Origin of the sequence: Rhodococcus sp. 15-649-2-2 (genome assembly GCF_002258645.1) — a bacterium.
GTDB lineage: Bacteria > Actinomycetota > Actinomycetes > Mycobacteriales > Mycobacteriaceae > Rhodococcoides.
In genome coordinates, this window is sequence record NZ_NPFM01000007.1 from 20465 (window position 1) to 37803 (window position 17339).

The following is a 17339-nucleotide window of genomic DNA, read 5'->3' on the forward strand; positions in this document are numbered from 1 at the left end:
CCTAGTACGCGAACGAGAGCTGTTTGGGCTCTTCGTCTTCCGAATCCGGTGGATCGACGTGCGGGTGCGCGTCGTGGTCGAGAGGTCCTTCGACGACGTAGCGTCGAAGCAGGTAGAACCAGACGCCCCCGAGAGCGGCGTAGAGCAGTGTGAACGTTACAAGCGATGCGAAGACGAGGCCGACGGGATGGTCGGAGACGCCTTGATCGACGGTGAGCCGGATCTGGTCGACTCCCGAAAGATTCGGCGCGACAACCCATGGCTGACGGCCCATTTCGGTGAAGATCCAGCCGGCACTGTTGGCCAGGAACGGGGTCGGAATGGCCAGCAGCGACAACCACGAGAACCACTTCTGGTCGGGAATCCGACCACCTCTGGTGACCCACAATCCCGCGACGGCGAGCAGGGCCGAGCCTGCGGCCAGTCCGATCATCATCCGGAATGCCCAGTACGTGACGAACAGGTTGGGCTTGTAGTTGCCCGGGCCGAATTGCTGCTCGTACTGGTCCTGTAGTTGGTTGACGCCCTGCACGGTGGCACCGAAATCGTTCTCAGCCAGGAACGAGGTGAGGCCGGGAATCGAGATGAGGTGCACCACGGATTCGCAGTTGTTGTGGGTACCCACGGTCAAGAGCGAGAAACTGGCTCCGGTTTCTGTGTCGCACAACGATTCTGCGGATGCCATCTTCATCGGCTGCTGCTCGAACATGAGCTTGCCCTGAACGTCTCCGGTGATGGCGAGTGCGCCGCCTGCGACGATCATGACGATGAAGGACATGCGCGCTGCAGATCGGAACATCGTGCGCGAGTCGGTTGCCGGGAGCGGAGCCTGCGGAGTGACCCCTTTATCGGAGAGCGGAGCCTGCGGAGTGACCCCAGTGGCCGGGCTGTCCAGCTTCTTCTTGCGCGCCTCGCGCACCATCCACCAACCGGAGATGCCGGCGACGAAGGTTGCGGCGGTGAGGAATGCACCCGCAACGGCGTGCGGAAAGGCCGCCAGCGCAGTGTTGTTGGTGAGCAACGCCCAGATATCGGTGAGCTCGGCGCGGCCGGTCTCCTCGTTGTAGATCGCGCCGACGGGATGCTGCATCCAGGAGTTGGCTGCGATGATGAAGAAGGCAGAGGCGTTCACGCCGATGGCAACGAGCCAGATCGTCGCCAGGTGAACAAGTTTGGGAAGTCTGCTCCAGCCGAAGATCCACAGCCCGAGGAACGTGGACTCGAGGAAGAATGCCACCAGCCCCTCGAGCGCGAGGGGCGCGCCGAACACGTCACCGACGAAGCGCGAGTATTCGCTCCAGTTCATCCCGAATTGGAATTCCTGGACGATTCCGGTCGCGACGCCGAGCGCGAAGTTGATGAGGAACAGCTTGCCGAAGAACTTGGTGAGCCGATACCAGGAGTCCTTGCCGGTGATCACCCACATGGTCTGCATGGCGGCCACCATCGGCGCGAGGCCGATCGTGAGAGGTACGAGAATGAAGTGGTAAACCGTGGTGATACCGAACTGCCACCGCGAGACATCCAACGCGTCCATCGATACTCCGAACTCTTCCACCCGAGCTGTGACGGGCAACACCGCAGGTCAGGGCATTGGCCCGCGACTGATTCGAATGTACTACTACGAGTAGTAGTAGGGAAGAGTCTTTCGGCAGGGTCGTTGGGCACCTATCGCGTGGCGGCGACTTCCACGGCTCGATCGACCATCTCGGCCACCTCTTCGCCGCTCCCGGGACGACCGAGAACAACGCCGTTCATCGCCGTCACCCGCGCCGCGAGGGTGACACTCGAGACCAACCAAACACTATCTGCCGCAATGAGATCCGCTGGGTAGACATGCCCGTGCTCGCAGGTCCAGCCGGCCGCCTCGGCAACCTGGAACAACCCGGCGACGGTGGTTCCGGCCAGGATGCCCTGCTCCACCGACGGTGTGACGAGTGTCTTACCGCGCGCGAGCACCACCGTGGACCGTGGACCTTCCAGCACCCGCCCCTCGCTGCTCAGGTAGATGACGTCGTCGACCCCCTGGGCGGACGCGTGCCGCAGTGCTGCCATGTTCGTCGCGTACGACAGTGTTTTTGCGCCGGCGAGCTGCCACGGCGCAGTCGCCGAGAACTCGACCGAATAGCCTCGATCGAGCGTGATCACCGACACCCCGTTCGCACGCGCTGTCCGCACCCGCTCGGGAAGGGGCCCCACCGTCACGAACGCCGTCGGCTCTCCGCCGCTTTCGCGTCCCCGACTGAGTACCAACCGGAGCACGGCCTCGTCCACCGAGCCCTCGGTCCAGATACCGACGGACTTGTCGATCACGGTTCGCCACTCGTCCAGATCGGGAGCAGGCAGTTCCAGTGCCGTCGCCGACGCCGCCAGACGGGCCAGGTGCAACTCCACGGCGCAGGCAGCGCCGCCCCGCACGAGCAACGTCTCGAACACCCCGTCGCCGCGTACGGCAGCCAGGTCGTCGGCGAACAACAACGGCTGTCCGGCGTCGTGCACTCGGCCGTCCAACGTCACCACTACCGAATCGGCCATGGCCGTCACTGTAGAGCTAGACGGTCAGTCGGCTCGATCTGCCTGCGCCATCACGTCGCGGTACTCGTCGAGGTCGATGTCCTCGGCGACGACCGTCTTGGTTCCGTTGTAGACGTCGCGGTCGATCTCGTCGTCGGCGTTGGCCACCAACATCGCGACGAACGTGTCGCCGTTGACGTTGAGGAAGGTGCGGAAGATTCCGGCGAACCAGTCCACGGCGATCAACAGGCCGACCGCTTCGAACGGCAGGTCCAACGACGTTGCCAGGAACATCGCGATCACCGGGAATCCACCCGGCACCGTGATCGTGCCCATGTTCAGCAGGATCGCCAGACCCATACCGAGGGCAATCTGGCCGACACTGAGATCGACGTCGCCTGCCTGCGCGAGAAACATCACGACGATCATGTAGTTGAGGACCGCGCCGTACGAACCCATGGTGAGTCCGATCGACAGCGTGAAGTTCGCGACCTTCTGACTGACGCCCACCTTCTCCACGGTGTTCTTCAGAACGGTCGGGAAGGTGACTGCAGAACTCGTGGTGGTAACAGCAATGGCCGTCTGCTCGGTGAGCTTGCTCGGCAAGCTTCTCGGATCCAACCGGGTTCGTACAGTCACCACGATCACGAACAGTGCGAAGAGAATCAGTACTCCGAGCAGGGTGGTCCCCAGGTAGCTCAACGCAGTCGAGACGACGGAGAATCCGACATCTCCTGCGAGAGCGGCGAGGAGACAGAAGACACCGACCGGAGCGATGGTCATGACCAGGCGAATCATCGTCAGGACGATCTGCTGAATCTGATCCATGAACGTCAGTACGCCGGTGTCGCCCGTCTTGGTGATGTGGCTGCGCAGCGCAATTCCGAAGAGCAACGAGAACACGATGATCGGAACCATCGTCGCGGTGGACATCGCGCTGAAGACATTGGTCGAGACGAAGTTGAGCAAAGTGTCCTGCCAGCCGAGCGCCTCGCTCGCGCTCTCTTCCAGGCTCGGGTCGAGTTGCGCAGTGAACTCCATGCCTGCACCCGGCCGGATGAGAACGCTCAGTAGCCATGCCAGCACAGCTGCCACGAACGAGAAGCCGATCATCCACTTGAACGTTCGCACCGCGATCTTGCCGGTACCTGTTCCGGACATGGATCCCGTCGCCACGATCACCGATGCCATGACCAGCGGCACGATCGACATCTGGATCAGGCGGATGAACAGATCGCCGACGAACTTCAGGTTCGCGGCCCGGTCACCGACGATCAGACCGAACACGATTCCGCCGATCGCTGCCAGACCTATTTGTGCTGCCGGGTGTCTCAGAGCTTTCACGGCTCGAAACCTAGACAGGGGAAATCGCCCACGGATATCGCACGCGTTGCACGTAGGTAAAACGTCGGACTCCCCAGGCTCCTACTATGGAGTGGTGTCCGATTCCGTGACGATCAGTCCAAGTCCTCTTCTCACTCTTCCCGGTGCCGTTCCATCCCCGGACGACAGCGTCGACGCCGGGGTGGCCTGGCACTACGGCAATCCGTTCGGCGAACAGCGCGACGCCGTCAGTGGAGCCGCCGTCATCGATCGATCCCATCGCTTCGTCCTCGCCATCAGCGGAGACGAACGCCTGAGCTGGTTGAACACGATCTCGAGCCAACTCGTCTCGAACCTGCCCGACGGTAGCTCGGCCGAGAACCTGAGCCTGGACGTCAACGGCCGCATCGAGCACCACTTCGTCCAGACCGACCTGGACGGCGTCACGTACATCGATACCGAGCGAGCCGCGGGCCCCGATCTGCTGTCGTTTCTGAAGAAGATGGTGTTCTGGGCGAAAGCCGAACCCCGCGAGGCCGACGATGTGGCCGTTCTCACCGTCCTGGGATCCGACGCGGCGTCGGTCCTCGACAAAGCCGGTGTGCCGGCTTCGAACGAGATCTACGGTGCGTCGGCGATCGACGGCGGCGGATTCGTTCGGCGGATGCCGTGGCCCGGCCAGAACTCGTACGACGTGGTGATCCCCCGCGCACACCTCACCGAGTGGTTCCTCCGCCTGCGCGATGCCGGTGCCGCCCCGGCCGGAACCTGGGCGTTCGACGCGTTGCGGGTGGAATCGTTGCGTCCGCGCGTGGGCGTGGACACCGACGAGAAGACCATTCCGCACGAGGTTCGCTGGATCGGCAGTGCCGCCGAGTTCGGTGCCGTGCACCTGGAGAAGGGCTGCTACCGCGGCCAGGAGACCGTCTCGCGCGTCCACAACCTCGGTCGACCGCCGCGGCACCTGGTGTTGCTGCATCTCGACGGCTCCGCCGACGGTCGGCCCAGCACGGGCGATGCGGTCACCGCAGGCGGACGGTCGGTGGGGCATCTGGGTACCGTCATCGATCACTTCGAGCTCGGCCCGATCGCTCTCGCTCTTCTCAAGAGAACGATTCCGGTGGACACCGCCCTCGAAGCGGGCCCGTGTGCCGCGTCGATCGATCCTGATTCCATCCCGTCCTACGACGACGTCCAAGCTGGTCGCGCTGCCGTCGACCGCCTGCGCGGCCGGTGACCGGGACCGTTCTCGCGGTCTGCGTCGTGCACGCCGACGTTCCGTTGGGACGCCGAGCGGTGGTCGACAGCGGCATCGACAAGAGACCCGTCGACGGACCGGTGGACGTCCACGAGCTGGGCATCGGCGGCGATCACTGCCGAGACACGAAGTTCCACGGCGGTCTCGATCAGGCCGTGTACGTCTACGACGAGGACGAGGCGCGCTACTGGGCCGACGAGCTGGGGGCACCGGTTCCGCCGGGTCGATTCGGGGAGAACCTGCGCACCAGCGGGGTGCCGGTGACCGACGTGGTGATCGGTTCACGGTGGCGAGTCGGCACGGTGACGCTGGAGGCGACCATCGCTCGCAGGCCCTGCGGCACGTTCGCGCGGTGGATGGGCGAGTCGGGATGGGTTCGCCGGTTCACTGCACGCGGCGATGTGGGTGCGTACTTCCGAGTTCTCGAACCGGGTGTCTTCGCCGCCGGCGACGCGGTGACCGTGGAGTCGATCCCCGACCACGGGGTGACGGTACGAATGCTCTTCGAGGGGAAGGATGCAGCCGCACTGCAGACACTGCTCGATGAGCCGGGACTGGCACCGAGGGTGTATCGCGATGCAGCAGCTGCACTGAAATCCTCGCGCAAACCATGACGCGCAGCACGTAGTTCTCGTGTCGCATCACGAAGATAGTTTGCCTGTGCACGGATATGCGCAGGTACAGGCAGCGCGGGCCCCTGCCCCGGGCGTGTCGCGCCGGTGCGCCCGCCGCCGACACGTGGTGCCGTATGCGCATCGCGGCGATTCGCGCGCTAGAGTGTGTGCCAGGAAGAAATACCAACTCTAACGGGGCCGCCAAATTTCCCCAGGCCGCCCCGCAAGTCCGCGAGGGGGCACCGCCATGGGCCGAGGCAGGGCTAAGGCAAAGCAGACAAAGGTCGCTCGTGAGCTCAAGTACAGCTCGCCGACAACGGACTTGGAGAGTCTGCAGAAAGAACTCTCCGGTGGTTCGTCCAACTCCCATCGTGGCATCCACTCTGACTCGGATGTGCATTCCCGAGTCGAGGAAGACGAGTACGAGGACTGGCGACGCTAGTACTGTGCACTGAACGACTGAGGGGGAGCCGCTTAGCGGCTCCCCCTCATTTGTTCGTGCGGTAACGCCCCGATCAGAACCTCGGGTGGTTACCAAGCAACAGCGCGCGCTCGTCGGCAACGTCCTTGCCGGTTGCCTTCTTCACCGTGCCCAGTGTCCAGCAATCGATGTGACGTGCGGTGAGCACGGCCAGTGCGCGGTCGACGTCCTCGGGAGCGACGATCGCGACCATGCCGACACCCATGTTGAACGTCTGCTCCATCTCGGCCCGCTCGACGCGTCCGCGCTGCGCGATCAGCGAGAAGATCGGAGCCGGGCTCCACGTGGTGCGGTCCAGTTCGGCCACCAGGCCCTCGGGCATCACGCGGGAGAGGTTGTTGGCCAGTCCGCCGCCGGTGACGTGGCAGAACGTACGCACGTCGGTCTCGGCTGCGAGCGCGAGGCAGTCCTTGGCGTAGATCTTGGTGGGTTCGAGCAGCTCCTCACCGAGAGTGCGGCCGAACTCCTCGACGTGTCCGCCGAGGTCCATGTGGTTGATCTCGAGCAGCACCTTGCGAGCCAAAGAATATCCGTTGGAGTGCAGGCCGGACGATCCCATGCCGATGACGACGTCACCGGGACGCACCCGCTCGGGGCCGAGGATCGAATCCGCCTCGACGACGCCGATGCCCGTGGCCGAGAGGTCGTAATCACCGTCGGCCATCAGCCCCGGGTGTTCGGCCGTCTCGCCGCCGAGCAGTGCGCAGCCGGCGATGATGCAGCCCTCGGCGATGCCCTTGACCAGCTCTGCGACCTGCTCGGGAACGACACGGCCCACGGCGATGTAGTCCTGCAGGAAGAGCGGCTCGGCTCCGCAGACGACAAGATCGTCGACGACCATGGCCACCAGGTCGAGGCCCAGTGTGTCGTGCTTTCCGAGGGCCTGCGCCACGGCGACCTTGGTGCCGACGCCGTCGGTCGAGGCCGCCAGGACCGGCTCACGGTAGTCGCCCTTGAGTGCGAAGAGACCGGCGAAACCGCCGAGACCGCCCATGACCTCGGGCCTGCTGGCCTTCTTGGCGAGCGGCGCGAACAGCTGCACTGCTCGGTCTCCTGCGGCGATGTCGACCCCGGCCGCCGCGTAGGAGGCACCGCCCGAGTGAGTTGCGCTCGTGGGTTGGGATTCCTCGGTCATTCGGCTCCAGCCTGTGTACTAGTTCATGTCAGCGCCCGGTGCGGCGCGGCCCCAACGGTACCGGAGTGCCCGGTCAGGAGAAGAACTCACGTGTGCAGGCGCTTGCCGGGAATCGCGGCCAACAGCTTCTTGGTGTAGTCCGCCTCCGGGGATCGCAGAATCTTCCACGGCGTTCCCTCTTCGACGATTCCCCCGTTGCGCAGCACCACCACACGATGCGCGACGCGGTCCACCACGGCGAGGTCGTGGCTGATGAACAGGCACGCGAAACCGAATTCCTGCTGTAGCGCCTCGAACAAGTCCAGCACTGCTGCCTGCACCGAGACGTCGAGTGCACTGGTCGGCTCGTCCGCCACCACCAGATCCGGACCCAGCACCAGTGCGCGCGCCAGGCTGACGCGCTGCCGCTGCCCACCGGACAGCTCGTGCGGGTACCGCTTGTCGGTGCCCGACGGCAATTGCACGGCGTCGAGCAGTTCGGTCGTCCTCGCCGCGATCGCATCCTTGGAGCCGTACTTGTGCACGATCATCGGCTCGGCGATACATTGTCCGACGGTCAGTCGCGGATTCAGTGACGCCGACGGGTCCTGGAAGACGAAGCCGAAGCGTTTGCGAAGGGGCTTGAGCTTGCGTTCACTGACGCCGGCAATGTTTCGACCCATCACCGTCACGCTGCCGCTTGTCGGCTTCTGCAGTGCCGCAACACATCTGCCTATGGTCGATTTACCCGAGCCGGATTCACCCACCAAGCCGAGGGTCTCGCCGCGGTGAATGGTGAGTGAGACGTCGTCGACCGCCCGGAACGCCGGGGAGCCGACACCACCGGAGAACTGCACCACCAGCCGCGACACCTCCAGTACCGGTTCACCCGAGGTGTCGACGGTCTTGTCCGACTCCACCGCAGCGAGAGTCGGCACCGCGGCCAGCAGCTTCTTGGTGTAATCGTCCGCAGGGGCGGCGAACAACTGCGCCACCGGCGCTTCCTCGACGACGCGACCGTTCTGCATGACGACGACGCGGTCCGCCAGATCGGACACGACGCCCATGCTGTGGGTGATGAGCACGATGGCGCAGCCGAGCCGATCCTTGAGATCACGTAGCAGTTCGAGGATTTCGGCCTGCACCGTGACGTCGAGGGCGGTGGTCGGCTCGTCGGCGATGATGACCTTCGCCTCACACGAGATGGCAATCGCGATCATCACGCGTTGCTTCTGCCCACCGGAGAGCTCGTGCGGGTAGTACGAGAAGCGCTGCTCGGGGTTGGGCAAGCCCACCATCGTCAACAATTCGATGGCCCGTGTCTTGGCATCCTTCGCCGACATCCGCTTACCGTCCGCGCGGGTGTGCGCACGCAGTGCCTCGACGATCTGATATCCGATGGTGAACAGCGGATCCAGAGCACTGCCCGGTTCCTGGAACACCATCGAAATCTTGTTGCCGCGCAACTGCGCCCACGCCTTGTTGCTCAGCCTCGTCACGTCCTGGCCACCGAGCACCACGTGTCCCTCGACGCGTGCGGTGTCGGGCAACAGTCCGATGGCGGAACGGACGCTGACGGACTTGCCCGAGCCGGACTCCCCCACCACGGCCAATACCTCACCGGGATACACCTCGAAGGAGACCTCGGTGACGGCATCGACCTCGCCGGCATCGGTGAGGAACGTGACGGACAACGACTTCACCGACAGTGCGGACTCGCGTGGAGTCGCAACGCTCGATGTCATACCTTCACCGCCTTCTTGAATTTCTTGCGGGTGCGTAGCAGCGGATTGAGTGTCTCGCTTGCACTTTCGCCCACCATGGTCAGACCGAGAACCACCAGCACGATGCCGAGGCCCGGGAACACCGACGTCCACCAGATGCCGTTGGAGATATCGGGCAGGGCCTTGTTGATGTCGTATCCCCATTCCGAGGCGGAGGTGGGTTCGATGCCGAATCCGAGGAACCCGAGTCCGGCCAGGGTCAGGATGGCCTCGGCCCCGTTGAGGGTGATGATGACCGGCAGCGTCTGCACCACGTTGGCGAGGATGTGGCGGAACAGGATTCGCGGTGTGCCTGCGCCGGTGACCCGTGCGGCATCGACGTACGGTTCGGTCTTGACCGCTACCGTGGCGTTGCGGACCACACGGAAATACTGCGGGACGAAGATGGCCGTGATGGCGATGGCCGCGGACGCGATGCCTCCGAAGCTCGACGACTGACCACCTGCCACGACGATCGAGATGACCACCGCGAGAAGCAGAGACGGGAATGCGTACATCGCGTCCATGAACAGAACGAGCACGCGGTCGAACCAGCGTCCGATGTATCCCGAGGCGAGCCCGAGAGGAACGCCGATGATCAGCGAGAGAATCAACGACGAGGCAATCACCATCAATGCTGTTCTGGCACCGTAGATCACCCGCGAGAACACATCCTCGCCGCGGACCGAGGTACCGAACCAGTGCTCGGCGGACGGAGCCGCTTGGCGAGCAAAATCCTGCCCGGCATCGCTGGTCTGCGAGAACCCGTACGGCGCGAGAAGCGGCGCGAACACCGCCGCGATGACGAACCCCACCATCAGGGCCAAGCCGACGATCAACGTGACGCGTTGCAATCCCGAGGTGGACTTGACGAACGCGACGCCGGGAAATCCTCGACGGTGTGGACGGGTGGGAGGTACGTCGGACAGCACGACTTCGGTGCTCATCAGAACCTCACTCTCGGGTCGATGAGTGCAACGATCGCGTCGGTGACGAAGCTGACGACGGCGACCACCACGGCCAGGAACGTCACGATGCCTTGCACCGCAACAAAATCGCGCGCCTGCAGGTACCGGGCGAGTTCGTATCCCAGGCCCTGCCACTCGAAGGTGGTTTCGGTGAGCACAGCGCCGCCGAGCAGCACGGCGATCTGCAGGCCGATGACGGTGACGATGGGGATCATCGCGTTGCGAAACGCGTGTCTTCTCGTCACCGTCCCCTCGCTCAACCCGCGAGCGCGAGCGGCATCGACGAACGGTGCCTGCAGCGTCTGAATCAGGTTGACGCGCACCAGCCGCAGGAATACGCCGGCCGTCAACAGGCCGAGAGCGAGAGCAGGCAGCACAGCGTGCTCGAGCACGTCGATGGTGTAGCTCGACTCGCCGTACAGGAACGAATCGACGATCAGGATGTTGGTCTTGGGCGAGACGTTCTGCAGTGCCAGTTCCACATTGGTGCTGGCTCGTCCGGCCACCGGGAGCCAACCGAGCTTGACTGCGAACAGCAGCTTGAGCAGCATTCCGACGAAGAACACCGGTGCCGCGTACGCGAGGATGGCGAAGATCCGCAACGAGGCGTCGCCGAACCGGTCGCGATGGGTAGCGGCGAAGAACCCGAGCGGGATACCGACGGCGAAGGCCACCAGCAGAGCCCAGAAGGCCAGCTCCAGAGTGGCCGCGCCGTTGACGAGCAGAACATCGCTGATCGCGCGGTTGTCGGTCGCGGAACGGCCGAAATCGCCACGCAGCAAGCCGGTCAGGTACTCCCAGTACTGCGTCAGAATCGGCCGGTCGTAGCCGGCCTCGGCCTTGCGCTGGGCGATCTGTTCGGCAGGAAGGCGGCCACCGAGGGCCGCCGTGATCGGATCACCGATCACCCGCATCAGAAAGAAGACAACGGTGACGAGAATCCAGGCAGTCGGAATGATCAGCAGAAATCTGACCCCGAGATAACGGGCGAGCGCGCCGTACCGTGACGGCGCGCTCGCCTGCTGTGCTTGCTTCTCGCCCTCTACCGTCGTGCTGTCGGTAGTGGGCACGCCGTCAGCTCTTGGCGAGCGTGACGAACCGGAACTTGAACGAGGCGTCGAGCGTCTCGTCCACGCCGCTGATCTCGTTGGTTGCGACGGCAATCTGCTTGCCCTCCAACAGCGGAAGCGTCGGCAGGTAGTTCGTCGCGAGCTCGGTCTGGATCTGGCCGATGATCTGCATCCGAGCATTCTCGTCGGCCGTCGTGCGCTCGAGATCGAGCAGTGACGTGATGGCCGGGCTCTCGAAGTGCGACTGCAGGAAGTTGTCCGGCGCGAAGAACGGCGTCAGATAGTTGTCTGCGTCGGGGTAGTCCGGGAACCAACCCAGCTGATACACCGGGTACGCGTCGGCGACGCGTTCCTTGGTGTACGTGCTCCACTCGGTGGACTGCAGGTTCACGTTGAACAGGCCGGTCGCGTCGAGCTGACTCTTGATCGCGGCGTATTCCTCGCTCGAGGACGAACCGTAGTGGTCCGGGTTGTACTGCAGGTTGAGCTGCACCGGGGTGGCAACGCCTGCGGCAGAAAGGAATCCGGCTGCCTCGTCGCGGTTGGGCGTGGTGCCGTAGACATCGCCGTACGCGGTGTTCGCACCGGCCAAACCGGTGGGGACGACGGAGTACAGCGGGGTGTAGGTGCCCTTGTAGACGCCGTCGGACAGCGCCTGACGATCGACCGAGGCCGCAATTGCCTTGCGTACGGCCAGCTTCTGGTCGGGGGTGTCGCCGGGCATCGTGTTCATGTTGAAGACCATGTAGCGCGATTCGCCGCCGGGTCCCTCGTGCACGGTGAGACCGTCCACCCCGCCGAGAGATTCGACGTCCGTCGGCGTCAACGAGCGCCACGCGACATCGATGGCCTTGTTCTGCACGTCGAGCTTGAGGTTGTCGGAGCTGGTGTAGTACTTCGTGTTGATCGACGACGTCTTCGGCGTGCCGAGGATGCCCTTGTAATCACCGTTCGAGGTAAAGCTGACGAGGGAGTTCTTGGCGTAGCTCGAGATCGAGTACGGACCGGCGAACGGGGTAGCCGCCACGATGGCGTCGTCGTCGAGGATCTTGTCGGCCGGGAACACCGTCTGGTCGACGATCGGACCTGCCGGTGTCGCCAAGATCTGCGGGAACGTCTGATCGTTCGCTGCCTTCAGCGTGAACTCGACGGTCTTCTCGTCCGGCGTCGCGATGCTGTCGAGGTTGGTCAACAGCGACGCAGGCCCGTTGGGATCGTTGATCGCGACGATCCGGTCGAACGAGAACTTCACGCTCTCGCTCGTCAGCGGGTTGCCGTTCGCGAACGTCAGGTCGTCCTTGAGCGTGCACTTGTAGACGGTCGGCTCGGCGAAATCGCAGCTTTCGGCGACATCGGGCTCGAGCTCGGAGCTGCCGGGCGCGAAGTTCATCAGGAAGGGGTACGTCTGGTTCATCACCATGAACGAGCCGTTGTCGTACGAGCCGGCCGGGTCGAGCGAGGTCACCTGGTCGGTGGTGCCGACGGTGATGGTGTCTCCGCCGCCGTCACCGGATCCGCCTGCGTCGGTGCGTCCCGAGCCGCACGCAGCGGCCGTCAGTGCAAGCACCGACAGTGCTGCCACTGCAGCGGTCTTCTTGCCGTGCTTACGCACAGCGGTCTTGGATGCTGCGCTGTAGCGCAGCATGCGTCCGTCGTCGGGCGACAGGGTCATCTGATGCCTCTATCCAAATCGGTGTGTCCTATGTAACTCGGGACAGTACCGATGGACTGTTTCCAATATGTGGCATTGAGAAAACCCTGCTGTTCCCTGGAGGAAACGAGCAGGTCAAGGGCGACTGAGAGCGCTCACATTTGCGTCGTTGGCCACCGGCTGCCCGGCCGCCGACGCCAGTAGACCCTCGAGAACGTGCTTGCCGAGCGCATTGTCGGCGGGCAGATCGATCGGGTACTTACCGGTGAAACATGCTGCACACAACCGCGATTCGGGCTGCTCCGACGCCGCGATCATGCCGTCGATGGAGATGTAACCCAGCGAATCGGCACCGATGGCCTGACGCACGCCTTCGAGAATCCCGTCCTCGGAGTCGACGCCGTTGGCGATCAGCTCTGCGGGAGAAGCGAAGTCGATGCCGTAGAAGCAGGGCCAACGCACCGGTGGGGACGCGATGCGGACGTGAATCTCGAGCGCACCGGCTTCTCGTAGCATCCTGATCAGCGCACGCTGGGTATTGCCGCGGACGATCGAATCGTCCACCACCACCAGCCTTTTGCCCCGAATGACCTCTTTGAGTGGATTGAGTTTGAGCCGGATTCCGAGCTGACGAATGGTCTGCGACGGCTGAATGAACGTGCGGCCCACGTAGGCGTTCTTCATCAGCCCCTGGCCGTAGGGAATGCCGGAGCCCTGAGCGAAACCGACCGCAGCGGGAGTTCCGCTCTCGGGCACCGGAATCACCAGATCGCCCTCGGCCGGATGCTCCTTGGCGAGCCGTCGTCCGATCTCGACGCGGGTCGAGTGCACCGAACGGCCGCCGATCACGCTGTCGGGTCGTGCGAGGTAGACGTACTCGAACACGCATCCCTTGGGCTCGGGAGCGGCAAAACGCGACGACCGAACGCCGTCGGCATCGATCGCGAGCAGCTCGCCGGGCTCGATGTCTCGAACGAACGCGGCACCGACGATGTCGAGCGCGGCCGTCTCACTGGCAACCACCCAGCCGCGATCGAGGCGGCCGAGGCACAGCGGACGAACACCGTGCGGGTCGCGGGCGGCGTAGAGCGTGTGCTCGTCCATGAACGTCAAGCAGAAGGCACCTTTGAGCTGCGGCAACAGCTCCATTGCCGCCTGCTCGACGGTGCAATCGGCGGCCTTGTGGGCCATCAGCGCCGTCACCACGTCGGAATCCGAGGTGCCGTTTCCTTGCAGCCGATCGCTGATCAGGCCGGCGTCACGAGCCTTGGTGGCGAGCTCGGCGAAATTCACGAGATTTCCGTTGTGGCCGAGCGCAATCCCGGTGCCCGCAGTGGTGGTGCGGAAGATCGGCTGAGCGTTCTCCCACGTGACCGACCCGCTGGTGGAGTAGCGGCAGTGGCCGATGGCGACATGCCCGGGCATAGCTCCCAGGGTCTGCTCGTCGAACACCTGGCTGACGAGGCCGAGATCCTTGAACACCAGCACCTGGGAACCGTCGGACACCGCGATGCCGGCAGCCTCTTGACCACGGTGCTGCAGCGCATAGAGGCCGTAATAAGAGAGCTTGGCCACATCCTCGCCCGGTGCCCACACTCCGAACACTCCGCACTCTTCGCGCGGCTCGTTCTCCGGTTCGTCGAGGGGTTTGCCTAGCAGAAGATTCGGACTGTCGACCGACAAATCGGCGTTGGTCACGGGCATTGCTCCCTTGGGGGTACGGGGCGGGGGGCCGTGCCCAAGTCTACGGGCACACGGCCGGAGTCAACGCATCGTGTGGACGGGAGATTCCCAACAGGTGAACGAGTGTCCGATTCGCCCTCGGATCAGACAGGCTCACTTGATGGATAGCAGCGGCAACCAGCGGCCCACTTCGGCCGCCCGGCTACCGGACGCATCGATGGAACCGTCGGCGAGGGCCTCGGCGAAATCCCGGGTTCCGGTCACCACCTGCAGCCACGTCAGAGCATCGGTTTCGACGACGTTCGGCGGAGTTCCACGAGTATGACGAGGCCCGACGATGCACTGCACCGCAACGAACGGCGGTACGCGTACCTCCACCGAGGATCCGGGCGCATTCTGGCCGAGAGTTCTGGCGGTGGTGCGCACTGCCGCGGCAATCTGTGCGCGAGCCGGCTTGTCCGCCTCACCCTTGATCCAGTCCCCCACCGCCAGTACTGCGTCGCGCACCTCGGCGGGGCTGACTTCCTTGTGCGGTGGCACTGCTACCGACTCCTGTCGTTCGCTGCGAGATGCGCCAGCACAGCGCCACTCGTGTTGAGAAAGTAGTGCAACAGCGCCGGGGCGAGCACGCTCCCACTGCGGGCCCTGAGCCATGAGAAGACAACACCGGCCACAGTCGTCGCCAGCACCGTTCCGATCACGGTGTCTCCGGCAGCGCGGGCCGGGTGAATGTGCCACAGGCCGAAGAAGATCGGCGACAGGGCCGGCGACGCGGCGTCGAGCACACCACGGAACAGCAACTCCTCGGTGAGCACCGTTCCCACGGGAATGCGAAACAGCACCCACTCGGCCAGCTCGTCCTCGGACGGCCGGACCCGACGTCGCAGCGCTGGAATTGCGGCGACGACGGCAGATCCGAGGACAGGAATCGCCGACGCCGCAGCGCCCCACTTCACGCCGGCAGCAGTGTTGCGCAATCCCAGTTGCGCGGCGCTGCGGCCCGTTACCGACGCGACGGCCACGGCGAACGAGGCATTGGCCACCGCCCGTCCACGGGCATCGAGACCAGTCGACGGCAGCGCGACCGTGCTCCACGCCGTCGTCGCGGTGCCGATCAGTAACGCGGTCTTCGCCTCACGGGACCGGCTCACTTCTCGGGACCGTCTCGGCCGGCGAACTGCTCCATGACTCCGCGGACTCGTTCGGTGTCGCGGTCGGTCCAGCCCTCGGGTGCGGCGACGGCAACCCAACCGTCGAGCACCAGGGTTCCGTAGTTGTGGCCGTGTCCGTCGGGGACGCCCGCGGCGTTGGTCAGGTCGGCGGCCACCTGCCAGAACGTGACGACCGGGAACCATCGCATACTCGGCAGCCGATCCGGCCCCGGTGGTTCGGACAACCAGTCGGGACGCTCGAACAGCAGATCGGGCGACCACCAGACCACCGGATCCGAGGCGTGCTGGACGTACAGGATCCGCGGTGCGTACCACGGTTGGTCCTCCGGCGGGATGCCCGACGAGTTGTCGGCGAAGCGAACCGTCAGCCCCTCGGAGTAGACCGGCCGAACCTCGGGACTTCCCGGGTCGCGTCGGCTGACGAACTGACTCCAGATGCGGTTGTTGTTCGGCGGTCCCACCCACAGGACTCCGTCGGTGACGGCCCTGATGTCCGCCAGACCGTCGAAGGCACCCTCCCCGGCCTGGGTACCGAGGCTCTCGCCGTACACGTAGAACTTGGGGCGGGTGGCCTCCGGCTCCTGCAGCCAGCGATCGTGAACCTTGTCGATGAGCGCTTTGCCGGCCTGAGCCGCCTTGTCGCCCTCGGCGATGAACGAGATCCAGCTGGGCAGATACGAATACTGAGATGCGACGGTGGCGACATCGCCGTCGAACATGAGCTCTTCCGCTTCGATGGCGGTGGGATTCACCCACCCGGTGCCCGTCGTCGGAACGACGATCAGGGCCTGCCGCTGGAAGGCCCCGGTGCGTTCGAGTTCGGCGACCACGATGTCGAGTCGTTCGTCCTGGGTCTCCGCGGTTTCCAATCCTGCGTATGCCCTGATCGGCTCGAGACTCGGGCGGCCCGTGGCCCGCTCCATCTCGTCGGCGCGCAGACCGCTGGAGACGAAGTTACGACCCTCGAACCCCAGGGTGTCCCAGGGAGCCAACGAGTTCGGGCTGCCGGATCGCTCGTCGGCGACGGGTTGTTCTGCCCCATCACGAGTTTCGTCGTTCTGCAGACTGAATGCCGAGTTGGTGACCGCCGAGACCGCACGGAGCAGCACGCCCTGAACCAGTGCGACGGAGAGCACGACGAGGAGGACGACCCCGAGCGCATTGGCCACTTCCCGTGGCATCTTCACCACGCGGTTGATCTGGCGGGCCAGCAGCCGAACGACGTCGCGCAACACCCGCCACAGCGAAATCAGCAGTGCCGCAATGGCGATGCTGAGTGCCCCGGTTCGTAGGTAACCCGTTGTGGTGGTGCCCTCCGCGTCCATCAGTGCGGCGAGCTCACGCTGCCATTCCGCAGAGATGGCCAGCATGATCATCGACACCGCGACAGCCACGACAGGCACAGCGATCTTGACGGCGCGATCGACCGCGCGCGGCAACGGCCACCACGATCGGGACGACAACCACCACCGCGTCACCGCCCACCCGATCGCCACACCGAAGGCGTAGCCGATGGCCGCGTTGATACCGCCGATGATGCCCTGGAACAGCCACCCGCGAGGAAGCAGCGACGGAGTCAGCGACCAGCAGAAGAACAACGCGCTGAACGCGATCCCGGTGAAGTCGAGGCGCAGCAGACCCCACGCCCACATGACGAACGGATGCTTGTCGGGCGAGGGGACCGAGAATTCCATGGTCGGCAGGTGGTACCGATGATGCTGATCCGGT

The 17339-nt window shown here is 64.5% G+C and carries 15 protein-coding genes; 3 read left to right on the plus strand and 12 right to left on the minus strand.

Annotated features, from left to right (window positions below; all coding sequences use genetic code 11):
* Position 1 precedes the first annotated feature (1 nt).
* The 3 genes from CH305_RS03270 to CH305_RS03280 all read right to left on the minus strand — a co-directional run bounded on the left by CH305_RS03270 (position 2) and on the right by CH305_RS03280 (position 3858).
* Positions 2-1537 carry a cytochrome ubiquinol oxidase subunit I gene (locus tag CH305_RS03270; protein WP_094702665.1) on the minus strand — a complete coding sequence of 512 codons (1536 nt, stop codon included), beginning with the start codon at positions 1535-1537 and terminating at the stop codon, positions 2-4.
* A gap of 131 nt (positions 1538-1668) precedes the next feature.
* Positions 1669-2535, minus strand: a complete 867-nt coding sequence (locus tag CH305_RS03275) for an aminodeoxychorismate lyase (protein WP_032405773.1) — start codon at positions 2533-2535, stop codon at positions 1669-1671.
* Positions 2536-2559: 24 nt separating this feature from the next.
* The gene (locus tag CH305_RS03280) at positions 2560-3858 is read right to left on the minus strand and encodes a dicarboxylate/amino acid:cation symporter (RefSeq protein WP_094702649.1); all 1299 of its coding nucleotides are present in this window, start codon (positions 3856-3858) and stop codon (positions 2560-2562) included.
* A 94-nt stretch (positions 3859-3952) separates the two neighbouring features.
* Between CH305_RS03280 and CH305_RS03285 the strand changes: the two genes are divergently transcribed.
* The 3 genes from CH305_RS03285 (at position 3953) to CH305_RS03295 (ending at position 6151) form a co-directional block, all read left to right on the plus strand.
* Positions 3953-5074 carry a folate-binding protein YgfZ gene (locus CH305_RS03285; RefSeq protein WP_094702667.1) on the plus strand — a complete coding sequence of 374 codons (1122 nt, stop codon included), beginning with the start codon at positions 3953-3955 and terminating at the stop codon, positions 5072-5074.
* The gene (locus tag CH305_RS03290) at positions 5071-5709 is read left to right on the plus strand and encodes an MOSC domain-containing protein (protein ID WP_094702651.1); all 639 of its coding nucleotides are present in this window, start codon (positions 5071-5073) and stop codon (positions 5707-5709) included. The genes CH305_RS03285 and CH305_RS03290 overlap by 4 nt, the downstream gene beginning before the upstream one ends.
* Before the next feature lie 247 nt (positions 5710-5956).
* Positions 5957-6151 carry a DUF3073 domain-containing protein gene (locus CH305_RS03295; RefSeq protein WP_008719426.1) on the plus strand — a complete coding sequence of 65 codons (195 nt, stop codon included), beginning with the start codon at positions 5957-5959 and terminating at the stop codon, positions 6149-6151.
* 73 nt (positions 6152-6224) lie between these two features.
* Here CH305_RS03295 and purM read toward each other — a convergent pair whose 3' ends face one another.
* The 9 genes from purM to CH305_RS03340 all read right to left on the minus strand — a co-directional run bounded on the left by purM (position 6225) and on the right by CH305_RS03340 (position 17305).
* The gene (gene purM, locus CH305_RS03300) at positions 6225-7325 is read right to left on the minus strand and encodes a phosphoribosylformylglycinamidine cyclo-ligase (protein WP_032376541.1); all 1101 of its coding nucleotides are present in this window, start codon (positions 7323-7325) and stop codon (positions 6225-6227) included.
* Between the two features lie 86 nt (positions 7326-7411).
* Complete coding sequence (locus CH305_RS29680; RefSeq protein ID WP_094702653.1) at positions 7412-9049, minus strand: ABC transporter ATP-binding protein; 1638 nt, start codon at positions 9047-9049, stop codon at positions 7412-7414.
* The gene (locus CH305_RS03310) at positions 9046-10014 is read right to left on the minus strand and encodes an ABC transporter permease (protein WP_032376376.1); all 969 of its coding nucleotides are present in this window, start codon (positions 10012-10014) and stop codon (positions 9046-9048) included. The genes CH305_RS29680 and CH305_RS03310 overlap by 4 nt, the downstream gene beginning before the upstream one ends.
* Entirely contained in the window at positions 10014-11000 is a 987-nt protein-coding gene (locus tag CH305_RS03315; protein WP_165712949.1) for an ABC transporter permease, read from the minus strand. Before CH305_RS03315 ends, CH305_RS03310 begins: the two co-directional genes overlap by 1 nt.
* A 109-nt stretch (positions 11001-11109) precedes the next feature.
* Positions 11110-12750 (minus strand): ABC transporter substrate-binding protein, encoded by a 1641-nt coding sequence (locus CH305_RS03320; protein ID WP_094702669.1) that lies wholly within the window; start codon positions 12748-12750, stop codon positions 11110-11112.
* 141 nt (positions 12751-12891) lie between these two features.
* Positions 12892-14454: an amidophosphoribosyltransferase gene (gene purF, locus CH305_RS03325; RefSeq protein WP_032406013.1), complete on the minus strand. Its 1563-nt coding sequence runs from the start codon at positions 14452-14454 to the stop codon at positions 12892-12894.
* Positions 14455-14592: 138 nt separating this feature from the next.
* Positions 14593-14979 carry a sterol carrier family protein gene (locus CH305_RS03330; RefSeq protein WP_032376375.1) on the minus strand — a complete coding sequence of 129 codons (387 nt, stop codon included), beginning with the start codon at positions 14977-14979 and terminating at the stop codon, positions 14593-14595.
* A gap of 2 nt (positions 14980-14981) precedes the next feature.
* Positions 14982-15590 (minus strand): CPBP family intramembrane glutamic endopeptidase, encoded by a 609-nt coding sequence (locus tag CH305_RS03335; RefSeq protein WP_094702655.1) that lies wholly within the window; start codon positions 15588-15590, stop codon positions 14982-14984.
* Entirely contained in the window at positions 15587-17305 is a 1719-nt protein-coding gene (locus CH305_RS03340) for an alpha/beta-hydrolase family protein (protein ID WP_230592740.1), read from the minus strand. Before CH305_RS03340 ends, CH305_RS03335 begins: the two co-directional genes overlap by 4 nt.
* Positions 17306-17339: the final 34 nt, after the last annotated feature.